Source organism: Limnobacter sp. MED105 (assembly GCF_000170915.1).
In the GTDB taxonomy this organism is placed as follows: Bacteria; Pseudomonadota; Gammaproteobacteria; order Burkholderiales; family Burkholderiaceae_B; genus Limnobacter.
The window spans coordinates 35342-49777 of record NZ_ABCT01000010.1; the positions used below are offsets into that span (position 1 = coordinate 35342).

Genomic DNA, 14436 nt, shown 5'->3' on the forward strand with positions numbered 1-14436 from the left:
CACCGAGATGGCGTACAACCATACCTGTTGTATTTGACAGAAATGTGTATGAACCTTGACAGCCTGACTTTACTGATTGGCGCCAGCGCCAGCGCATACCTTGTATTGAAAGCACACCGCCGGCTTCAATTGTCGCGCGCGAAACACCCCGGACTCAGTGGGCATGTGCGCATGGCCAAGCGTGTGTCGAAGCTGATACCGCATTACAGCCTGGAAGCAGATTCATTTTTCAATTGTGACGGTGCCGATGATTTGCTCGTCGAGAAACGTCGCAAGGGCTTTCAAAGCTTGTCACAAGATTTGCTGAGACGGGCCCCGCAAGGCAAACGTTTGCTGGAACAAGCAATCAGCAGTATTTCTGACGCGCAATTTACGCACAAGTACCGTGTGCCCTTTCAATTCAGAAACATGGTCAATGAGAACCTTTTGCCGGCGCTGTTTCTCAGTAAATCGGAAGGGGTTCATCTGTGGGATATCGACGGCAATGAGTACATTGATGTGACTGGTGCCTACGGTACAAACCTGTTGGGCTACGACACCTACAAAAGCTTTATACGGCAGGCGGCTGTTGACATGGACCAGCTTGGCCCGGTGCTTGGCCCCTACCACCCAGTGGTGCTGGACAACACACGCCGAATTCTGGCATTGGCTGGTCAGGACGAAATTTCATATCACATGAGTGGTACGGAAGCCGTGATGCAGGCCGTGCGCCTTGCGCAATACCACACTGGCCGCCAACGCATTGTGCGTTTTGCCGGCGCCTATCATGGTTGGTGGGGCGATGTTCAGCCTGGAATTGGCAACCCTGTTAGCGCGAACAGAACATTGACATTGCAGGAGATGAGCCAACGCACATTGCATGTGCTGGCCAGCCGAAAGGACATTGCCTGCGTACTGGTGAATCCGCTGCAAGCCTTGCACCCCAACACCAATGCGCCGGGCGATTCAGCCCTGATCAGCAGTGGTCGCAAAGCGAGTTATGACAAAGAGGCTTATACCCAATGGTTGAAGCAACTTCGACAGGTGTGCACAGAAAATGGAATCGTGTTGATTCTTGATGAAGTGTTTTTGGGTTTCCGCTTGGCCAAAGGTGGCGCACAGGATTATTTTGGTGTGCGTGCTGACATGGTGACCTATGGCAAAACACTGGGCGGAGGCTTGCCCGTGGGTGTGTTGTGCGGCAAGGCCGAGTTAATGAAGCGCTATCGCAACAACAAGCCAGCAGACATCTGCTTTGCACGGGGCACATTCAATTCGCACCCCTATGTGATGCAAACCATGAACCTGTTTTTGAAGCACATCGACAGCGTTGAAATAGAACGGATGTATCAGAATGTGGACACCACCTGGAATACACGACGTGCTGCATTGAACAAACGACTGACGGAGCTGGAATTGCCAGTTGAAGTACAAAACATGACTTCAATATTCACGATTTTGTACAACACGCCGTCGCGCTTTAACTGGATGTTTCAGTTTTACCTGTTGCAAGCTGGCGTGATGCTGAGTTGGGTAGGTTCGGGGCGAATGATTTTCAGCCACAACTACACCGATGCAGACTTTGATGTGTTTTGTGACCGCTTTATTCAAGCAGCCCGTTACATGCAGGCCGACGGATGGTGGGACACCAGCGAGGCCTGCAACAGCAACAAGAAGATTCAGCGGCGTGTACTTAAAGAAACCTGGCGTGCCTTGACATCGTCCATGGGATCAATCAACTGACCTTTGAGCAGATAGAACGGCGACTTGTAATAAATCTTCACGTCATGGAATGGGTCGGTGATAATTTTCAGGGCCCAAACCAAACCTGTTTCGATGTCACGAATGAAGAACAGGTGAATGGTTCTAAACACCAAACCACCCAAGCCCAGCCACAACCACGATTCACCCACACTGCGCACAAAGCTGGTCATGTCTGCACCAGTGGGAGACAATCCGAAGGTAGACGGGCTAAACCAGATCAAAATCGGCAAGGCACCCCAAATGCTCAGCAAGATAACTTTGCGGCGCAGGTTGTAGCCCACTTTGATGTCTTCTTTGTGATCGTGCGTGGCATCGTTCACATAGTCGTAGGTTTTGGGCTCGAAAAAGAAATGACCGATTTGGCGACTTGTCATGGCCACCAACCATGCCACCAAGGCTGCGGATACTGGATCGATAAACAACAATACGTAGCCAAACAGGAAAGACAGCGCGCTGAGCAAGTGCAGGCTTTGATTGATACGGCTGTGGTGATAATAGCGGTGGTCGTCCCAGCGCTGTTCGTGCAAAGTCTCGAAGATTTTTTTCATTTAGGCGATACAAGGAAGTGTTGAAAAAGTACTAACTTCCCTTTATGCCAGTGTGATGTTGCGGTTTTGTGTCGAATCATCGCAAGGCTGCCACAATCAGCCCGATTACTGGCTCAACCAGCGCAGTTACTGGCCCAACCAGCGCGAATCCCAATCATTCGCCAGAAAACCTGTTGACCCCTTATTGAAATTCACCCTGACTCACCTCGCTCGGCAAAAAAGCGGGCCGAGTCTCGGTGCCGGCCATTGGCCGACCGTGGCGGATGAATTCAAACGGGCAGGTTTTCTTGAAGGCGAAGCGATTGGGACATCGCTGCTGATTGAGCGTGAACATCACAGGTGACCAATTGCACACTAGCGCGCTGATTGGCCGGAGTGTGTTCGCTAACGTCGGTGAATTAGCCAACTCGGCAGTGGGTTAGCCTGTTCCGAACATAGAGAAAACCGCCCCATTTGAATTCGTTCGCTGCGTTCGGCTGCAAGCCGACACAGACCTCGGCCATGTTTTTTGCCGAGGTCTGTGAGCAAGAATTAATTCAAAAAGGGACTAAGCGGTTTTCAGTGAGGAAGCAGGTAACCCCGACGAGTTGGCGATGAATTGGCAACCGTCGATTTATCGACCGAGCTCGCCTCTCGCAATCACTTCCTTCATGATTTCCGACGTGCCCGCATAAATGGTTTGCACCCGTGCATCAGTGAAGAATCGCGAAATTGGATATTCCTCGGTGTAGCCATAGCCGCCAAACAGCTGCAAGCATTCGTGCGTCAATTTCACCTGCAACTCAGTGGACATCAATTTCAAAATAGAGGCTTCTTCAGTGGTCATGGCACCCAATTTGAACCGCGCTTCACACTGCTTCAAGTACGCTTTGGTCAGTTCAAGTTGCGCGCGCAGTTCCGCCATTTTGAATCGGGTATTTTGAAACTGGGCAATGGTGCTGCCAAACGCTTTGCGCTGGGTCACATAGTCCGCAGTAATGGCCATGGCACCTTCACAGGCACCCACCGCTTGCGAACCCAAGCCCAGACGCTCGCGTGGCAATTCCTGCATCAAGTAAATGAAGCCCTTGTTTTCTTCGCCCAGCAAGGCGTTGGCAGGCACGCGCAAGTTGTCGAAAAACAGCTCCGCCGTGTCGTTGGAATGTTGGCCCATTTTCTTGATGCCCTTGCCTTTCTTGAAGCCAGGCAAGCTGCTGTCCACCAAAAACAGGCTAATACCCTTAGCACCTTTGCTGGTGTCGGTTTTTGCGGCCAATACGATCAGGCCACAATGCAAACCGTTGGTGATAAAGGTTTTCGAGCCGTTGATCACCCACTCGTCGCCATCGCGAACAGCATTGGTTCGCATGCCAGCCAAGTCGCTGCCAGCGCCGGGTTCAGTCATGCCGATTGAACCGACGATTTCGCCTGTGACCATGCGGGGCAACCACTGCGCCTTCTGCTCAGCCGTACCCAGGTTGTTGATGTAAGGCATCACAATGTTGGCGTGCACGTTCAGCGCCGTGCTCAGTGAATGCAAATTCAAACGGCAGGTTTCTTCAAGAATCATCAGGGCTACTTCGAATGGTGCACCGGCTGCGCCAAATTCTTCGGGCATGTCAGGGCCCAACATGCCGGCGGCACCCAGCATCAGCCAGGTTTCCTTGGGCATCCAGCCCTCTTTCTCCCACTGGTCGTAATGCGGAATCACTTCTTTTTCAAGACAGCGCAACAACATGTCCCGAAACAAGGTGATGTCTTCATTTTCAGCCATTTTGAATTGGTCTGCTGTACCCATGATGATTCCTTTTTTCAGATGCTTCTATTACTTCGCCTGCATGCGGATGCTGCCATCAATGCGGATGGTTTCACCGTTCAGGTAATTGTTTTCTACAATGCTGACGCACAGGCGGCCGTATTCGGCAGGCGCGCCAAAACGCTTGGGATTTTGAACCATGGCAATCAGCGGTTGACGGTATTCTTCGGAAACGCCCTGCATCATCGGTGTATCGAAAATGCCTGGGGCAATCGTCATGACACGAATGCCGTAACGACCCAAATCGCGGGCCATGGGCAAGGTCATGCCAACCACACCACCCTTGCTGGCTGAGTAGGCCGCTTGGCCGGTTTGGCCGTCAAATGCAGCAACAGACGCCGTGTTGATAATGACGCCGCGCTGGCCGTCTTCATCGGGTGCGTTCTTGGCCATGGCTTCAGCGGCCAGGCTTGCAATGTTGAAGGTACCAATCAGGTTGATGTTGATGGTTTTTGCGAAAGCTTCCAAAGGCAGTGCCTTGCTGTCGCGGTCCAGCGTTTTACCAGCGGTGCCCACGCCTGCACAATTCACTGCGATGTGAATGGCGCCAAACGCAGCCATGGTTGCATCAATACCCGCACGGGCTGAACCCGCATCGGCCACGTTCACTTTCTGAAAAATCACTTTGCCGGGGTGTGCGGCTTGCGCGGCCTTACCCGCCTCTTCGTTCATGTCGAACACGGCCACTTTCGCACCGGCAGCCACGAATTGTTCGACTGTTGACAAACCCAAGCCAGACGCACCACCGGTTACCACTGCCACCAAGTTATTCAGATTCATTGAAAAGTCTCCAAAACTGCTGTTTTTATGAAATAAATACTCCATTACCCGGAAGGTTAACGCAGAAAAGACCTGCACGGTGGAGGATGAATTCGAACGAACGTTCGTTTTTAATCTTTGATAAGAATTTCAACGCCCTTTCTTTAAATCTACATTTAAATAACGCCAGAAATCGGCAGCCACCGGCGAAGGTCTCTTGCCGTTGGGCCGCACTGTGTACCAGTTCGCGTGAATGGGAAAACTTTGCACATTCAATATTTGAAGGCCATCGGTCGCCGAACCAGCATTTAAAGCGTGTTCTGACAAAACTGCCAAACCCATACCGCCTTGCACAGCCTGTTTTATGGCCTCATTGCTACCCAGTTCGAGCCGCACCGTGGGCTCGAAACCCAGGCTTTCAAAATGAGAATCGCACGCCAGACGAGTACCTGAACCCCTTTCCCGCAAAATAAACGGGTAGCGCGCCAATTCGGTGTGCTTGATACGCTTGCGCTGGGTTAAGGGGTGCTCAGCGGGTGCAACCACCTGCAAAGAATTGGTCATGAAAGCCCGGGCCTCTACGTCAAGATTTGCAGGTGGTTTAGACATGATGTAGAGATCATCCAGATTGTGCTCAAGCCTCTGAATAACGCCATTGCGGTTCAACACCTCCAGGGCAATTTCCACCTCTGGGTACTTTGCACAAAAGTCGCCCAGCAAGCGCGGCACAAAGTACTCAGCCGTGCTCACTACAGCCACGGTGAGCTTGCCGCGCCTGAAGCCTTTGATGTCATCAATACGCTGCTGAAAGCCTTCAAGTTCAGCCAGCATGGCGCGCGCTGTTGTTTCCAGCTCAAGGCCGGCGGGTGTCAGGTAGACCGCTTTGCCGATGACCTCGTACAAAGGCAAACCCACCGATTCGGCCAGCTCCTTCATTTGCATGGACACCGTGGGTTGGGTGACATGAAAATGCCGCGCAACCGCTGTAATGCTTTTGAGGCGGGCAAGCGCGGTGAACAGGTGAAGTTGCCGAAGAGTCAGGTTCATGATTTATACATCGCCAATTACATAACCTTTTAATGATGATATTTTCTTTTTTTCTGATTTTACATGATTGTTCATTGTGCATAGCATGGGGGCACTTTCAATATTCCGCGCATCATGAACAACTTCACCGACCCCGCCATTCTGTTCTTCCTTCTGGGTATTTTCAGCGGACTGGTCAAGTCCAATCTTGAAATCCCAGCACAGGTCAGTCGATTCCTTTCCCTGTACCTGCTGATGGCCCTTGGCCTGAAAGGCGGCTTTGCGCTGCATGAATCGGGGTTCAATACGCAAGTGCTTGGAGGTTTGGGCAGTGCTGTTGTTCTAGCCGTGTTGGTGCCCTTGATCAGCTACCCGATTTTGAAACGTTGCGTTTCTGCTTTCGACGCCGCCGCGATTGCAGCCACCTATGGCTCGGTCAGCGCAGTTACTTTTATTACCGCTGTGCAGTTTCTGGAAAAATCTGACATTGCCTACGGTGGTCACATGGCTGCTGCTATGGCTTTGATGGAATCGCCCGCCATTATTCTGGCAGTGCTGTTTGCCAACATGGCGCGCAAACAGGGCCAAGGTGTCAATGCAAACGCGGTGCCCGGAAAGGGCTTTGCACATTTACTGCAAGAATCGTTCACCGAAGGTGCACAACTGTTATTGTTGGGTGCCATGCTGATTGGCTACATGAGTGGCGCCGAGGGCAAACAGGCCATGCAACCCTTCACTGGCGACTTGTTCAAAGGCATGCTGGCTTTCTTCCTGCTCGACATGGGTTTGACCACAGCCAAACACCTTCCAAAATTAAAATCGGTCTCGCGCTGGATGATTGCTTACGCAGTGATCGCACCCATTGCACACGCCACCCTGGCCTGGCTTTTGGCTAAGGCCACAGGCGCCAGTGTGGGCGACACGGCTTTGCTGATGGTGCTGGCCGCCAGTGCTTCTTATATTGCTGTTCCTGCGGTGGTGCGCTATGCCATACCGGAGGCGAATCCCAGCTTGTATGTCGGACTTTCCTTGGGCATTACATTTCCGCTGAATATTTTGGTGGGCATACCTGTGTATGTTCAGTTGGCGGGCTGGTAAGCGGGCTAATCACAATGAGTGAATAGAAATCACTGAATTTGAACTCCCATGGTCGCTGGCTTACGCTTTTGCTCTTGATTTCATGGAGCCAACATGCCAACCAAAGCCATTTGTCATTATTTTCATCGAGATATCATCATTCCCACGCTCAAAACAATGAATATGGGAGGCGAAAATATCTCTGAACTATTACTTGGAACAGCATTGGTTGAAAGCCGATTAACCTGGCGAAAACAGATGGGAAATGGACCGGCCCGCGGCTTGTATCAAATGGAAATGGCAACGCATGACGACATTTGGAACAATTATCTCAGCTATCGTAAACCTCTTGCCGACAAGGTGTTGCAATTCAAAACAAGCCACAAAGCCAACTCGGAAGAGGAACTTATTAACAACGATCTGTATGCAACAGCCATGGCACGCATACATTACGCCCGAGTGAAAGAAGCAATCCCTGCCACGGGAGACATTGTAGGCATGGCCAATTACTGGAAAAAATACTACAACACGATTTTAGGCAAAGGATTCCCCGACAAATATGTTGAGGTGTGGAATCAAACGGTGGGGGAGCTGGTTTGTGATGTTAAATAAATTCGTAGCTCTCACAATATTAGGTAGCACACAGATACCTTCACTTTCGGCCGAGCAAATTCAGTTTATCGAGGGCCCTACAATTTATATTTCTGAAACGAACGGCCTGAAGGTCAATCAAGATGCCCACACCACTTTTGAGTCTTTTGTCAGAAACTGGTCGCAGTTTGAAATACTGATCGATAAAAACCTTTTTCCAATCAAAGCACCCAATTGCAAACAAACAATTCAGCTCCGGTTCAAAGGCATCGAACCAATAAAAAACGAAACTAACCAAGTTCAAAAATCTCGATGGGAATTACTGGAGCGTCTAAGAACAAACAATATTGAAGACACAACTCCAGTGTTCCTAAAGATTGACACTAGGCACTACATCAACAGGTCGGCCAACGGAAAATATACCCTTGAATATTGCAACGTATTTGTGGAATAAGTTTTCTAGTCATCACCCAACAACTCAATTCCATCGAGTTCACGGGCGCACACTTCACGCATCACCGCCACAAAATCAGCGGTGTAGTGCTTACCGGCAATCGCTTTGGGCAAAGCTGCATACAAGGTCGACATCAAACCCTTTCTACCCAAACGCACTTGGGCCACATAACCGCGGTCCACGTAGCCTTTCACCGCCCAAGCTGGCAAAGCGGACAGCCCGCGTTTGCTGGCCACAAGTTGAAGTAGCGCCACGGTCAGTTCACTGCTGCGGCGTTTCACCTGCACACCCGCGGGCATCAAAAAATGCTTGATCACGTCCAGCATGTCGTCGGGTACCGGGTAGGTTAACAAGGTTTCACCTGCAAAATCGGATGGCTTCAAATACGCACGCTTGGCCAGTTTTGAATCCACAGGCACAAGGCCAACCATTTCAAACCGGAATAGCGGGAAGGAAACAATGCCCTCTTCCTCGCAAAGCTCGGACACAATTGCCAGTTCCGCATCGCCCTTGTGCAGCAGCCCCACCGGGTCGGCATGAAAACCGGAAACAATGTCCAGTTCAACTTCTGGCCACCGGTTACGGTACACGTCCATTGATGGCATCAGCCAGTCAAAGCAGGTGTGGCATTCAACGGCCACACGCAGCGGACCGCCTGCGCCCTGCTTCATTTGTAGAATATCCAGTTCGGCCTGGTCAACCTGCCCCAGCACCTGGCCTGCAAGCTGCAATAGTCGTTGCCCAACAACACTGAATCGGCTTTGGCCACCTTGCTTGTACACCAGTTCTTCGCCGAACCAGTCTTCAAGCGCCTTGATTTGATGTGACACCGCGCTTTGAGTAATGCACAGCACATCGGCCGCGCGGCTCAGGCTTCCTGTTTGCTCAATGGCTTGTAGTGTGCGCAGGTGGCGCAGTTCAAGAATGGTTTTTGCCATGAATACAATTCACTATTTTCGATAATATTATTCGTTTGAATAATACCCTGTTTATACCGATCATGATGTTTTAATTAATAGACAAGAAGAAACACCATGATTAAGACGCACACCCTTGGATTTCCCAGAATCGGTGAAAACCGTGAATTGAAGTTTGCGCTGGAAAGCCACTGGCGCGGAGAAACCACTGAGGAAGAATTGCGCGCAACCGCGCACGAATTGCGCCTGAAACACTGGCAAGCACAAATTGATTCCGGGCTTGATTTCATCACTGTAGGCGACTTTGCTTTTTACGATCAAATGGCAGACCACATTCAATTGCTGGGTTGCGAGCCCGCACGGTTTGAGTTCAAGGCTGAACAATCGAAGCTGCAACGCTACTTCACCATGGTTCGTGGAAAATCAACCGAGAACCACAGCTGCGCCCATGTTCACGAAACCTGGGCACTGGAAATGACCAAATGGTTCGACACCAACTACCACTACATGGTGCCAGAGTTCACTTCAAGCACGGTGTTCAAAGCGCATACAGCAAGCCTTGTAGAGCAAATTGAACAAGCCAAAACCTTGAATCATCCCATCAAGGTCAGTCTGATCGGTCCACTCACTTTTCTGTATCAGGGCAAAAGCAAACAGACTGGTTTTGAGCAGTTCGATCTACTTGAAAAACTGCTGCCTGTGTACGGACAAATTCTGGCTGAACTTAAAGCACATGGAATTGAATGGGTGCAACTGGATGAACCTGTATTGGGACTAGATTTGCCTGGCAATTACCTGGCGGCCTTCGAGCGCAGCTACCTGCAACTGAAAAGCAGCAGCATAAAAATTTTGCTGGCCACTTACTTTTCAACCACGCAGGGGCACACCAGCCCTGTGTGCAAACTGCCTGTGGATGGTTTGCACATTGACTGCGTGCGTGCCGAAGAAGACTTGCCCTTGGTACTGGACTGGCTACCCAATTACAAGGTGCTGTCCTTGGGTTTGATCGACGGACGCAATATTTGGAAAACTGACCTGGAAGCCGCACTCAACAAAATAAGCAAAACTTTTGATGCTGGCAAAGGTGAGGTATGGCTCGCACCCAGTTGTTCGCTGTTGCATGTGCCCTACCGGTTCAACAACGACACCACCGTGAATCCGCAGGTATTGCCCTGGCTGGCCGGCGCGATTGAAAAGCTCGAAGAACTTGAACTTCTGAAGCAGGCCGCCAAAACACAACTACAAGGCAAAACACTGACAGGTGCTTTGGCCACTTTGTGGAATGAGCACCAAACCACAGTAAAACAGCGCACGCAAAGCCCGCTGTTGAACAATGCAGAAGTCAAGGCCCGCCTTGCAGCACTGGCCCCAACAGCTGACCAACGTGGCAGCGAATTTGCCATTCGCCAGCAAGTGCAGCGCGAGCGTTTTAAGCTGCCTGCCTTCCCGACCACCACAATAGGTTCGTTTCCACAAACCAAAAATATTCGTAACTTGCGCGCACGGTTCAAGAAAAACGAAATTGACGAAACCACCTATTGGCAGCACATTAGCCAGGAAATTCGCCAAGCGATCGAGTTTCAAGAACGGATTGGGTTGGACGTACTCGTACATGGTGAAGCCGAGCGCAATGACATGGTGGAATATTTTGGTGAGCAATTGGAAGGCTTTACCTTCTCTGCCAATGGATGGGTACAAAGTTATGGTTCACGTTGCGTGAAGCCACCCATACTGTTTGGCGACGTGGCCCGCCAAAAAACCATGACAGTGGATGTTGCCCGCTTTGCCCAAAGCCTGAGTGAAAAACCCGTGAAAGGCATGCTGACTGGCCCTGTCACTATTTTGCAATGGAGCTTCGTGCGTAACGACCAAGCTCGTGCGACCACAGCGCTTCAAATTGCCCTGGCCATTCGTGATGAAGTGGCCGACCTTGAACAAGCCGGCATTGGCATGATTCAAATTGACGAACCCGCCTACCGCGAGGGCTTGCCTTTGCGCAAAGCGCGTTGGGATGATTACCTGCAATGGGCCAGCAAGGCATTCCGCATTTCGGCAAGCCCCGTGCGAGATGACACGCAAATTCACACGCACATGTGTTATTCCGAATTCAACGACATTCTGCCCGCCATTGCAGCCATGGATGCCGATGTAATTACCATCGAGACCAGCCGCTCCGACATGGAATTGCTGCGCGGCTTTGGCGAATTCCATTATCCCAATGAAATTGGCCCGGGTGTGTATGACATCCATTCACCCCGCGTGCCAGGCCAGGATGAAATTGTTCGCCTTATTCGCAAAGCGGCACAAGTTATTCCCCCCGAAAACCTGTGGGTGAACCCCGACTGTGGCCTTAAAACCCGAGGCTGGGAGGAAACAGAGGCTGCTTTGGCTATGATGGTTAAGGCGACTCAAGTGTTGCGGGATGAACTTCACGCTGAAAACAGGTCTGAAAAAACTGCAGCATAATTGCTGAGCTGGGGTGTAAAACCCCCGTGGGCACGGGAAAATAGGCGCAATAACACCTATTTTCCCGGAGACCCCACACCATGAACCACGACCCCATCGTGATCGTATCCGCCGCTCGCACTCCAATGGGCGGTTTTCAGGGCAGCATGTCTGGCTTTACGGCCAGTGAACTGGGTGCTCACGCCATTCAACAGGCCGTGTTGCGCGCCGGGCACCCCACCCTCTCAGAAAAAGTCGATGAAGTCATCATGGGTTGTGTGTTACCAGCAGGCCAAGGGCAAGCACCCGCCCGCCAAGCTGCGCTCACTGCCGGTTTGCCATTGAGCAGCGCCTGCACCACCATCAATAAAATGTGCGGTTCCGGCATGAAAGCCATCATGATGGCGCACGACAGCTTGTTGGCTGGCAGCACCGAGGTGGCAGTGGCTGGCGGCATGGAAAGCATGAGCAACGCACCCTACCTGCTGCCCAAAGCACGCGGCGGCATGCGCATGGGGCATGGGCAAGTGATGGATCACATGTTTCTCGATGGCCTGGAGGATGCTTACGACAAAGGCAGGCTGATGGGCACCTTCGCAGAAGAATGCGCGGACCAGTACAGTTTCACCCGACAAGCACAAGATGAATTCGCCATTCGCTCACTGGCTCGCGCCAAACAAGCCACTGAAGACGGCAGCTTTCAATGGGAAATTGCCCCCATTGAAGTGGCCAGCCGCAAAGGCACTGAACTGATCAGCACTGATGAGCAGCCTTTGAAAGCCGACCCAGCCAAAGTACCTACCTTGAAACCTGCCTTCCGCCGTGAAGGCGGCACAGTGACGGCAGCCAACAGCTCATCTATTTCGGATGGCGCTGCCGCTGTGGTCATGATGAAACAAAGCCATGCGGAAAAACTTGGAATCAAGCCCCTTGCGCGCATACTGGGGCACAGCACCCATGCGCAAAAACCCAGCTTGTTTACCACAGCACCCGTTGGTGCGTTACAGGGGCTGTTTGCAAAAACTGGCCTGACTGCTGCACAAGTTGATTTGTTTGAAATCAATGAAGCGTTTGCGGTGGTGACGATGGCGGCCATGGTTGACCTGAACCTGCCTGCTGACAAAGTAAACATTCACGGTGGGGCTTGTGCCCTGGGTCACCCTATCGGAGCCAGCGGCGCCCGAATTGTATGTACTTTGATTGGCGCATTGAAAAAGACAAATGGAAAAATCGGCGTGGCCAGCTTGTGCATTGGCGGCGGTGAGGCCACAGCGCTGGCCATCGAACTGATGTAACAAAAAATATCGCGAGACGAAAATATGGAAAGTGTTGTTTACTTTTTACTGGCTGCTGCCCTGGCGGTGCCCCTGTTCAAGAAATTGGGCCTGGGCGCAATTTTGGGTTATCTGGCGGCCGGTGTAGTCATTGGCCCGCAGGTGTTAGGGCTGATCGATGACCCGGAAAAGGTACTGCACTTCTCTGAAATTGGCGTCATCTTGCTGTTGTTTGTGATTGGCCTTGAACTGGAACCCGCAAAGCTGTGGGCCATGCGAGCCCAAGTGCTGTTGCTGGGTTCTGGTCAGTTGCTGATCACTGCGGGCGTTATTTACGGCGTACTGGCCTTCATGTTCGAGATGAACAGCAACGCGGCCTTGGTCATTGCCTTGGCCTTGGGGCTTTCATCCACAGCGTTTGCCATCCAATTAATGGCTGACAAAGGTATTTTGGGCAATGAAGACGGCAGGCGCGGTTTTTCCATGTTGCTGTTCCAAGACCTGGCAGTGGTTCCAATTCTATTTGCCGTGCAGGCCTTGGCCCCCATTGAGCCGGATACCGATCCCGGCCAGTGGTGGCTGGCACCCGCCGCCATTCTTGGCTTGATTGTGTTTGCGCGTTTCCTGATCAACCCAGCGCTACACTTTCTATCGCGCTATGGCGGGCGGGAAATCATGACCGTAGTGGCCCTGCTGATCGTGTTGGGCGCTGCCGTGGTCATGGAACATGCCAACCTGTCCATGGGCTTGGGTGCATTCATGGCAGGCATGATGTTGGCCAACTCATCCTTTCGCCATCAACTTGAAGCCGACGTAGAACCCTTCAAAGGCCTGAGCCTGGGTCTGTTCTTCATCTCGATCGGCATGACACTGAATTTCGGTTTGCTGATCGACTCTCCACTCACCGTGATGTTTGGCACCTTGGGGCTCATGGCATTGAAAGCACTGGTCATTATTGGCTTGGTGATGCTGGCAGGCGTGCCCTTTCCGCGCGGGCTGATGCTGGGCCTGATGCTGTGCCAAGGCGGTGAATTCGGTTTCGTGATCATGGCCCAAGCCATGGACCTTCGTTTGTTGGGTGAAGGAACGGCAGGCATGGTCAATTTGATGATCGGTATTTCAATGGCCCTGACCGCACCTGCGGTGTTGTGGTTTGAAAAATTCACCGACAAACAGATTGCGAAAACTCCCGAGAATATTGAGAAGTTTGACACCAGTGAATCAGAAGCGCTCATTCTTGGCTTCGGGCGATTTGGTCAGGTCACTGGCCGTATTCTTGCAGCCAATCAAATCCGTTTTACGGCGCTCGATAAAAACGCAGAGCACATTGAGTTCGTGAAAAAGTTTGGCAATCAGGTGTATTACGGCGATGCCTCTCGAGCCGAGGTTCTGGAGGCCGCGGGTATTTCAAAAGTGCGTACCGTGATCGTTGCGATTGATGACCCAAAAATGTCGCAAGCCATTGTCGAGTTCATTGTTCATCACTACCCGAAAATCACCATCATCGCCCGTGCGCACAATCGAAACGATTACCTTGCATTGAAAGCTGCAGGTGCACATTCCGTGGTGCGTGAACTTTTCGCGGGCGCGCTGGAGGCAGCCACCGAAGCACTCCACGCGCTGGGCTACAGCGACGGTCAGGCTATGCAAAAAGCGGAAACATTCAAGCAGCACGATGAAAGCCTGCTGAACAAGCAGGCCAAGGTGCTGGGTGATAGCGAGAAAGTCATTGAAATAGGTCGACAGGGGCGCGAGGAACTCGAGGCCATCTTCCAGCAAGATCAACGGGCAGCCAACAGAAGCTAAG

Annotated in this window: 11 protein-coding genes; 6 read left to right on the forward strand and 5 right to left on the reverse strand. The window is 51.7% G+C overall.

Annotated elements, in window-relative coordinates; all coding sequences use genetic code 11:
- Positions 1 to 48: 48 nt before the first annotated feature.
- Complete coding sequence (locus tag LMED105_RS10200) at positions 49 to 1722, forward strand: aminotransferase class III-fold pyridoxal phosphate-dependent enzyme (protein ID WP_008250883.1); 1674 nt, start codon at positions 49 to 51, stop codon at positions 1720 to 1722.
- Here LMED105_RS10200 and LMED105_RS10205 read toward each other — a convergent pair.
- The 4 genes from LMED105_RS10205 to LMED105_RS10225 all read right to left on the reverse strand — a co-directional run bounded on the left by LMED105_RS10205 (position 1659) and on the right by LMED105_RS10225 (position 5892).
- A complete protein-coding gene (locus tag LMED105_RS10205) occupies positions 1659 to 2291 on the reverse strand; it encodes a membrane protein (protein ID WP_008250884.1) in 633 nt (210 codons plus the stop codon). The two genes, LMED105_RS10200 and LMED105_RS10205, sit on opposite strands and share 64 nt — an antisense overlap.
- A gap of 613 nt (positions 2292 to 2904) precedes the next feature.
- Positions 2905 to 4068 (reverse strand): acyl-CoA dehydrogenase family protein, encoded by a 1164-nt coding sequence (locus LMED105_RS10215; protein WP_008250888.1) that lies wholly within the window; start codon positions 4066 to 4068, stop codon positions 2905 to 2907.
- Between the two features lie 27 nt (positions 4069 to 4095).
- Complete coding sequence (locus LMED105_RS10220) at positions 4096 to 4866, reverse strand: SDR family NAD(P)-dependent oxidoreductase (protein WP_040513195.1); 771 nt, start codon at positions 4864 to 4866, stop codon at positions 4096 to 4098.
- Between the two features lie 129 nt (positions 4867 to 4995).
- Positions 4996 to 5892 (reverse strand): LysR family transcriptional regulator, encoded by an 897-nt coding sequence (locus LMED105_RS10225; RefSeq protein ID WP_008250893.1) that lies wholly within the window; start codon positions 5890 to 5892, stop codon positions 4996 to 4998.
- Between the two features lie 114 nt (positions 5893 to 6006).
- Between LMED105_RS10225 and LMED105_RS10230 the strand changes: the two genes are divergently transcribed.
- The gene (locus LMED105_RS10230) at positions 6007 to 6969 is read left to right on the forward strand and encodes a sodium-dependent bicarbonate transport family permease (RefSeq protein WP_008250896.1); all 963 of its coding nucleotides are present in this window, start codon (positions 6007 to 6009) and stop codon (positions 6967 to 6969) included.
- Positions 6970 to 7062: 93 nt separating this feature from the next.
- A complete protein-coding gene (locus LMED105_RS10235; RefSeq protein ID WP_008250898.1) occupies positions 7063 to 7560 on the forward strand; it encodes a hypothetical protein in 498 nt (165 codons plus the stop codon).
- A 438-nt stretch (positions 7561 to 7998) separates the two neighbouring features.
- Here LMED105_RS10235 and LMED105_RS10245 read toward each other — a convergent pair whose 3' ends face one another.
- Positions 7999 to 8931 carry a LysR family transcriptional regulator gene (locus LMED105_RS10245; protein WP_008250911.1) on the reverse strand — a complete coding sequence of 311 codons (933 nt, stop codon included), beginning with the start codon at positions 8929 to 8931 and terminating at the stop codon, positions 7999 to 8001.
- A gap of 96 nt (positions 8932 to 9027) precedes the next feature.
- Here LMED105_RS10245 and metE point away from each other — a divergent pair, with 96 nt between their 5' ends.
- The 3 genes from metE (at position 9028) to LMED105_RS10260 (ending at position 14435) form a co-directional block, all read left to right on the forward strand.
- Positions 9028 to 11376 (forward strand): 5-methyltetrahydropteroyltriglutamate--homocysteine S-methyltransferase, encoded by a 2349-nt coding sequence (metE, locus tag LMED105_RS10250; RefSeq protein ID WP_008250913.1) that lies wholly within the window; start codon positions 9028 to 9030, stop codon positions 11374 to 11376.
- 80 nt (positions 11377 to 11456) lie between these two features.
- Complete coding sequence (locus LMED105_RS10255; protein ID WP_008250915.1) at positions 11457 to 12650, forward strand: acetyl-CoA C-acetyltransferase; 1194 nt, start codon at positions 11457 to 11459, stop codon at positions 12648 to 12650.
- A 24-nt stretch (positions 12651 to 12674) separates the two neighbouring features.
- Positions 12675 to 14435 carry a cation:proton antiporter gene (locus LMED105_RS10260; protein ID WP_008250917.1) on the forward strand — a complete coding sequence of 587 codons (1761 nt, stop codon included), beginning with the start codon at positions 12675 to 12677 and terminating at the stop codon, positions 14433 to 14435.
- Position 14436 lies beyond the last annotated feature (1 nt).

Coding starts and splice junctions, on each gene's coding strand:
- LMED105_RS10235 (WP_008250898.1), top strand. CDS start 7,063: ATGCCAACCAAAGCCATTTGTCATTATTTTCATCGAGATATCATCATT.
- LMED105_RS10200 (WP_008250883.1), top strand. CDS start 49: ATGAACCTTGACAGCCTGACTTTACTGATTGGCGCCAGCGCCAGCGCA.
- LMED105_RS10220 (WP_040513195.1), bottom strand. CDS start 4,866: ATGAATCTGAATAACTTGGTGGCAGTGGTAACCGGTGGTGCGTCTGGC.
- LMED105_RS10225 (WP_008250893.1), bottom strand. CDS start 5,892: ATGAACCTGACTCTTCGGCAACTTCACCTGTTCACCGCGCTTGCCCGC.
- metE (WP_008250913.1), top strand. CDS start 9,028: ATGATTAAGACGCACACCCTTGGATTTCCCAGAATCGGTGAAAACCGT.
- LMED105_RS10215 (WP_008250888.1), bottom strand. CDS start 4,068: ATGGGTACAGCAGACCAATTCAAAATGGCTGAAAATGAAGACATCACC.
- LMED105_RS10260 (WP_008250917.1), top strand. CDS start 12,675: ATGGAAAGTGTTGTTTACTTTTTACTGGCTGCTGCCCTGGCGGTGCCC.
- LMED105_RS10255 (WP_008250915.1), top strand. CDS start 11,457: ATGAACCACGACCCCATCGTGATCGTATCCGCCGCTCGCACTCCAATG.
- LMED105_RS10205 (WP_008250884.1), bottom strand. CDS start 2,291: ATGAAAAAAATCTTCGAGACTTTGCACGAACAGCGCTGGGACGACCAC.
- LMED105_RS10245 (WP_008250911.1), bottom strand. CDS start 8,931: ATGGCAAAAACCATTCTTGAACTGCGCCACCTGCGCACACTACAAGCC.
- LMED105_RS10230 (WP_008250896.1), top strand. CDS start 6,007: ATGAACAACTTCACCGACCCCGCCATTCTGTTCTTCCTTCTGGGTATT.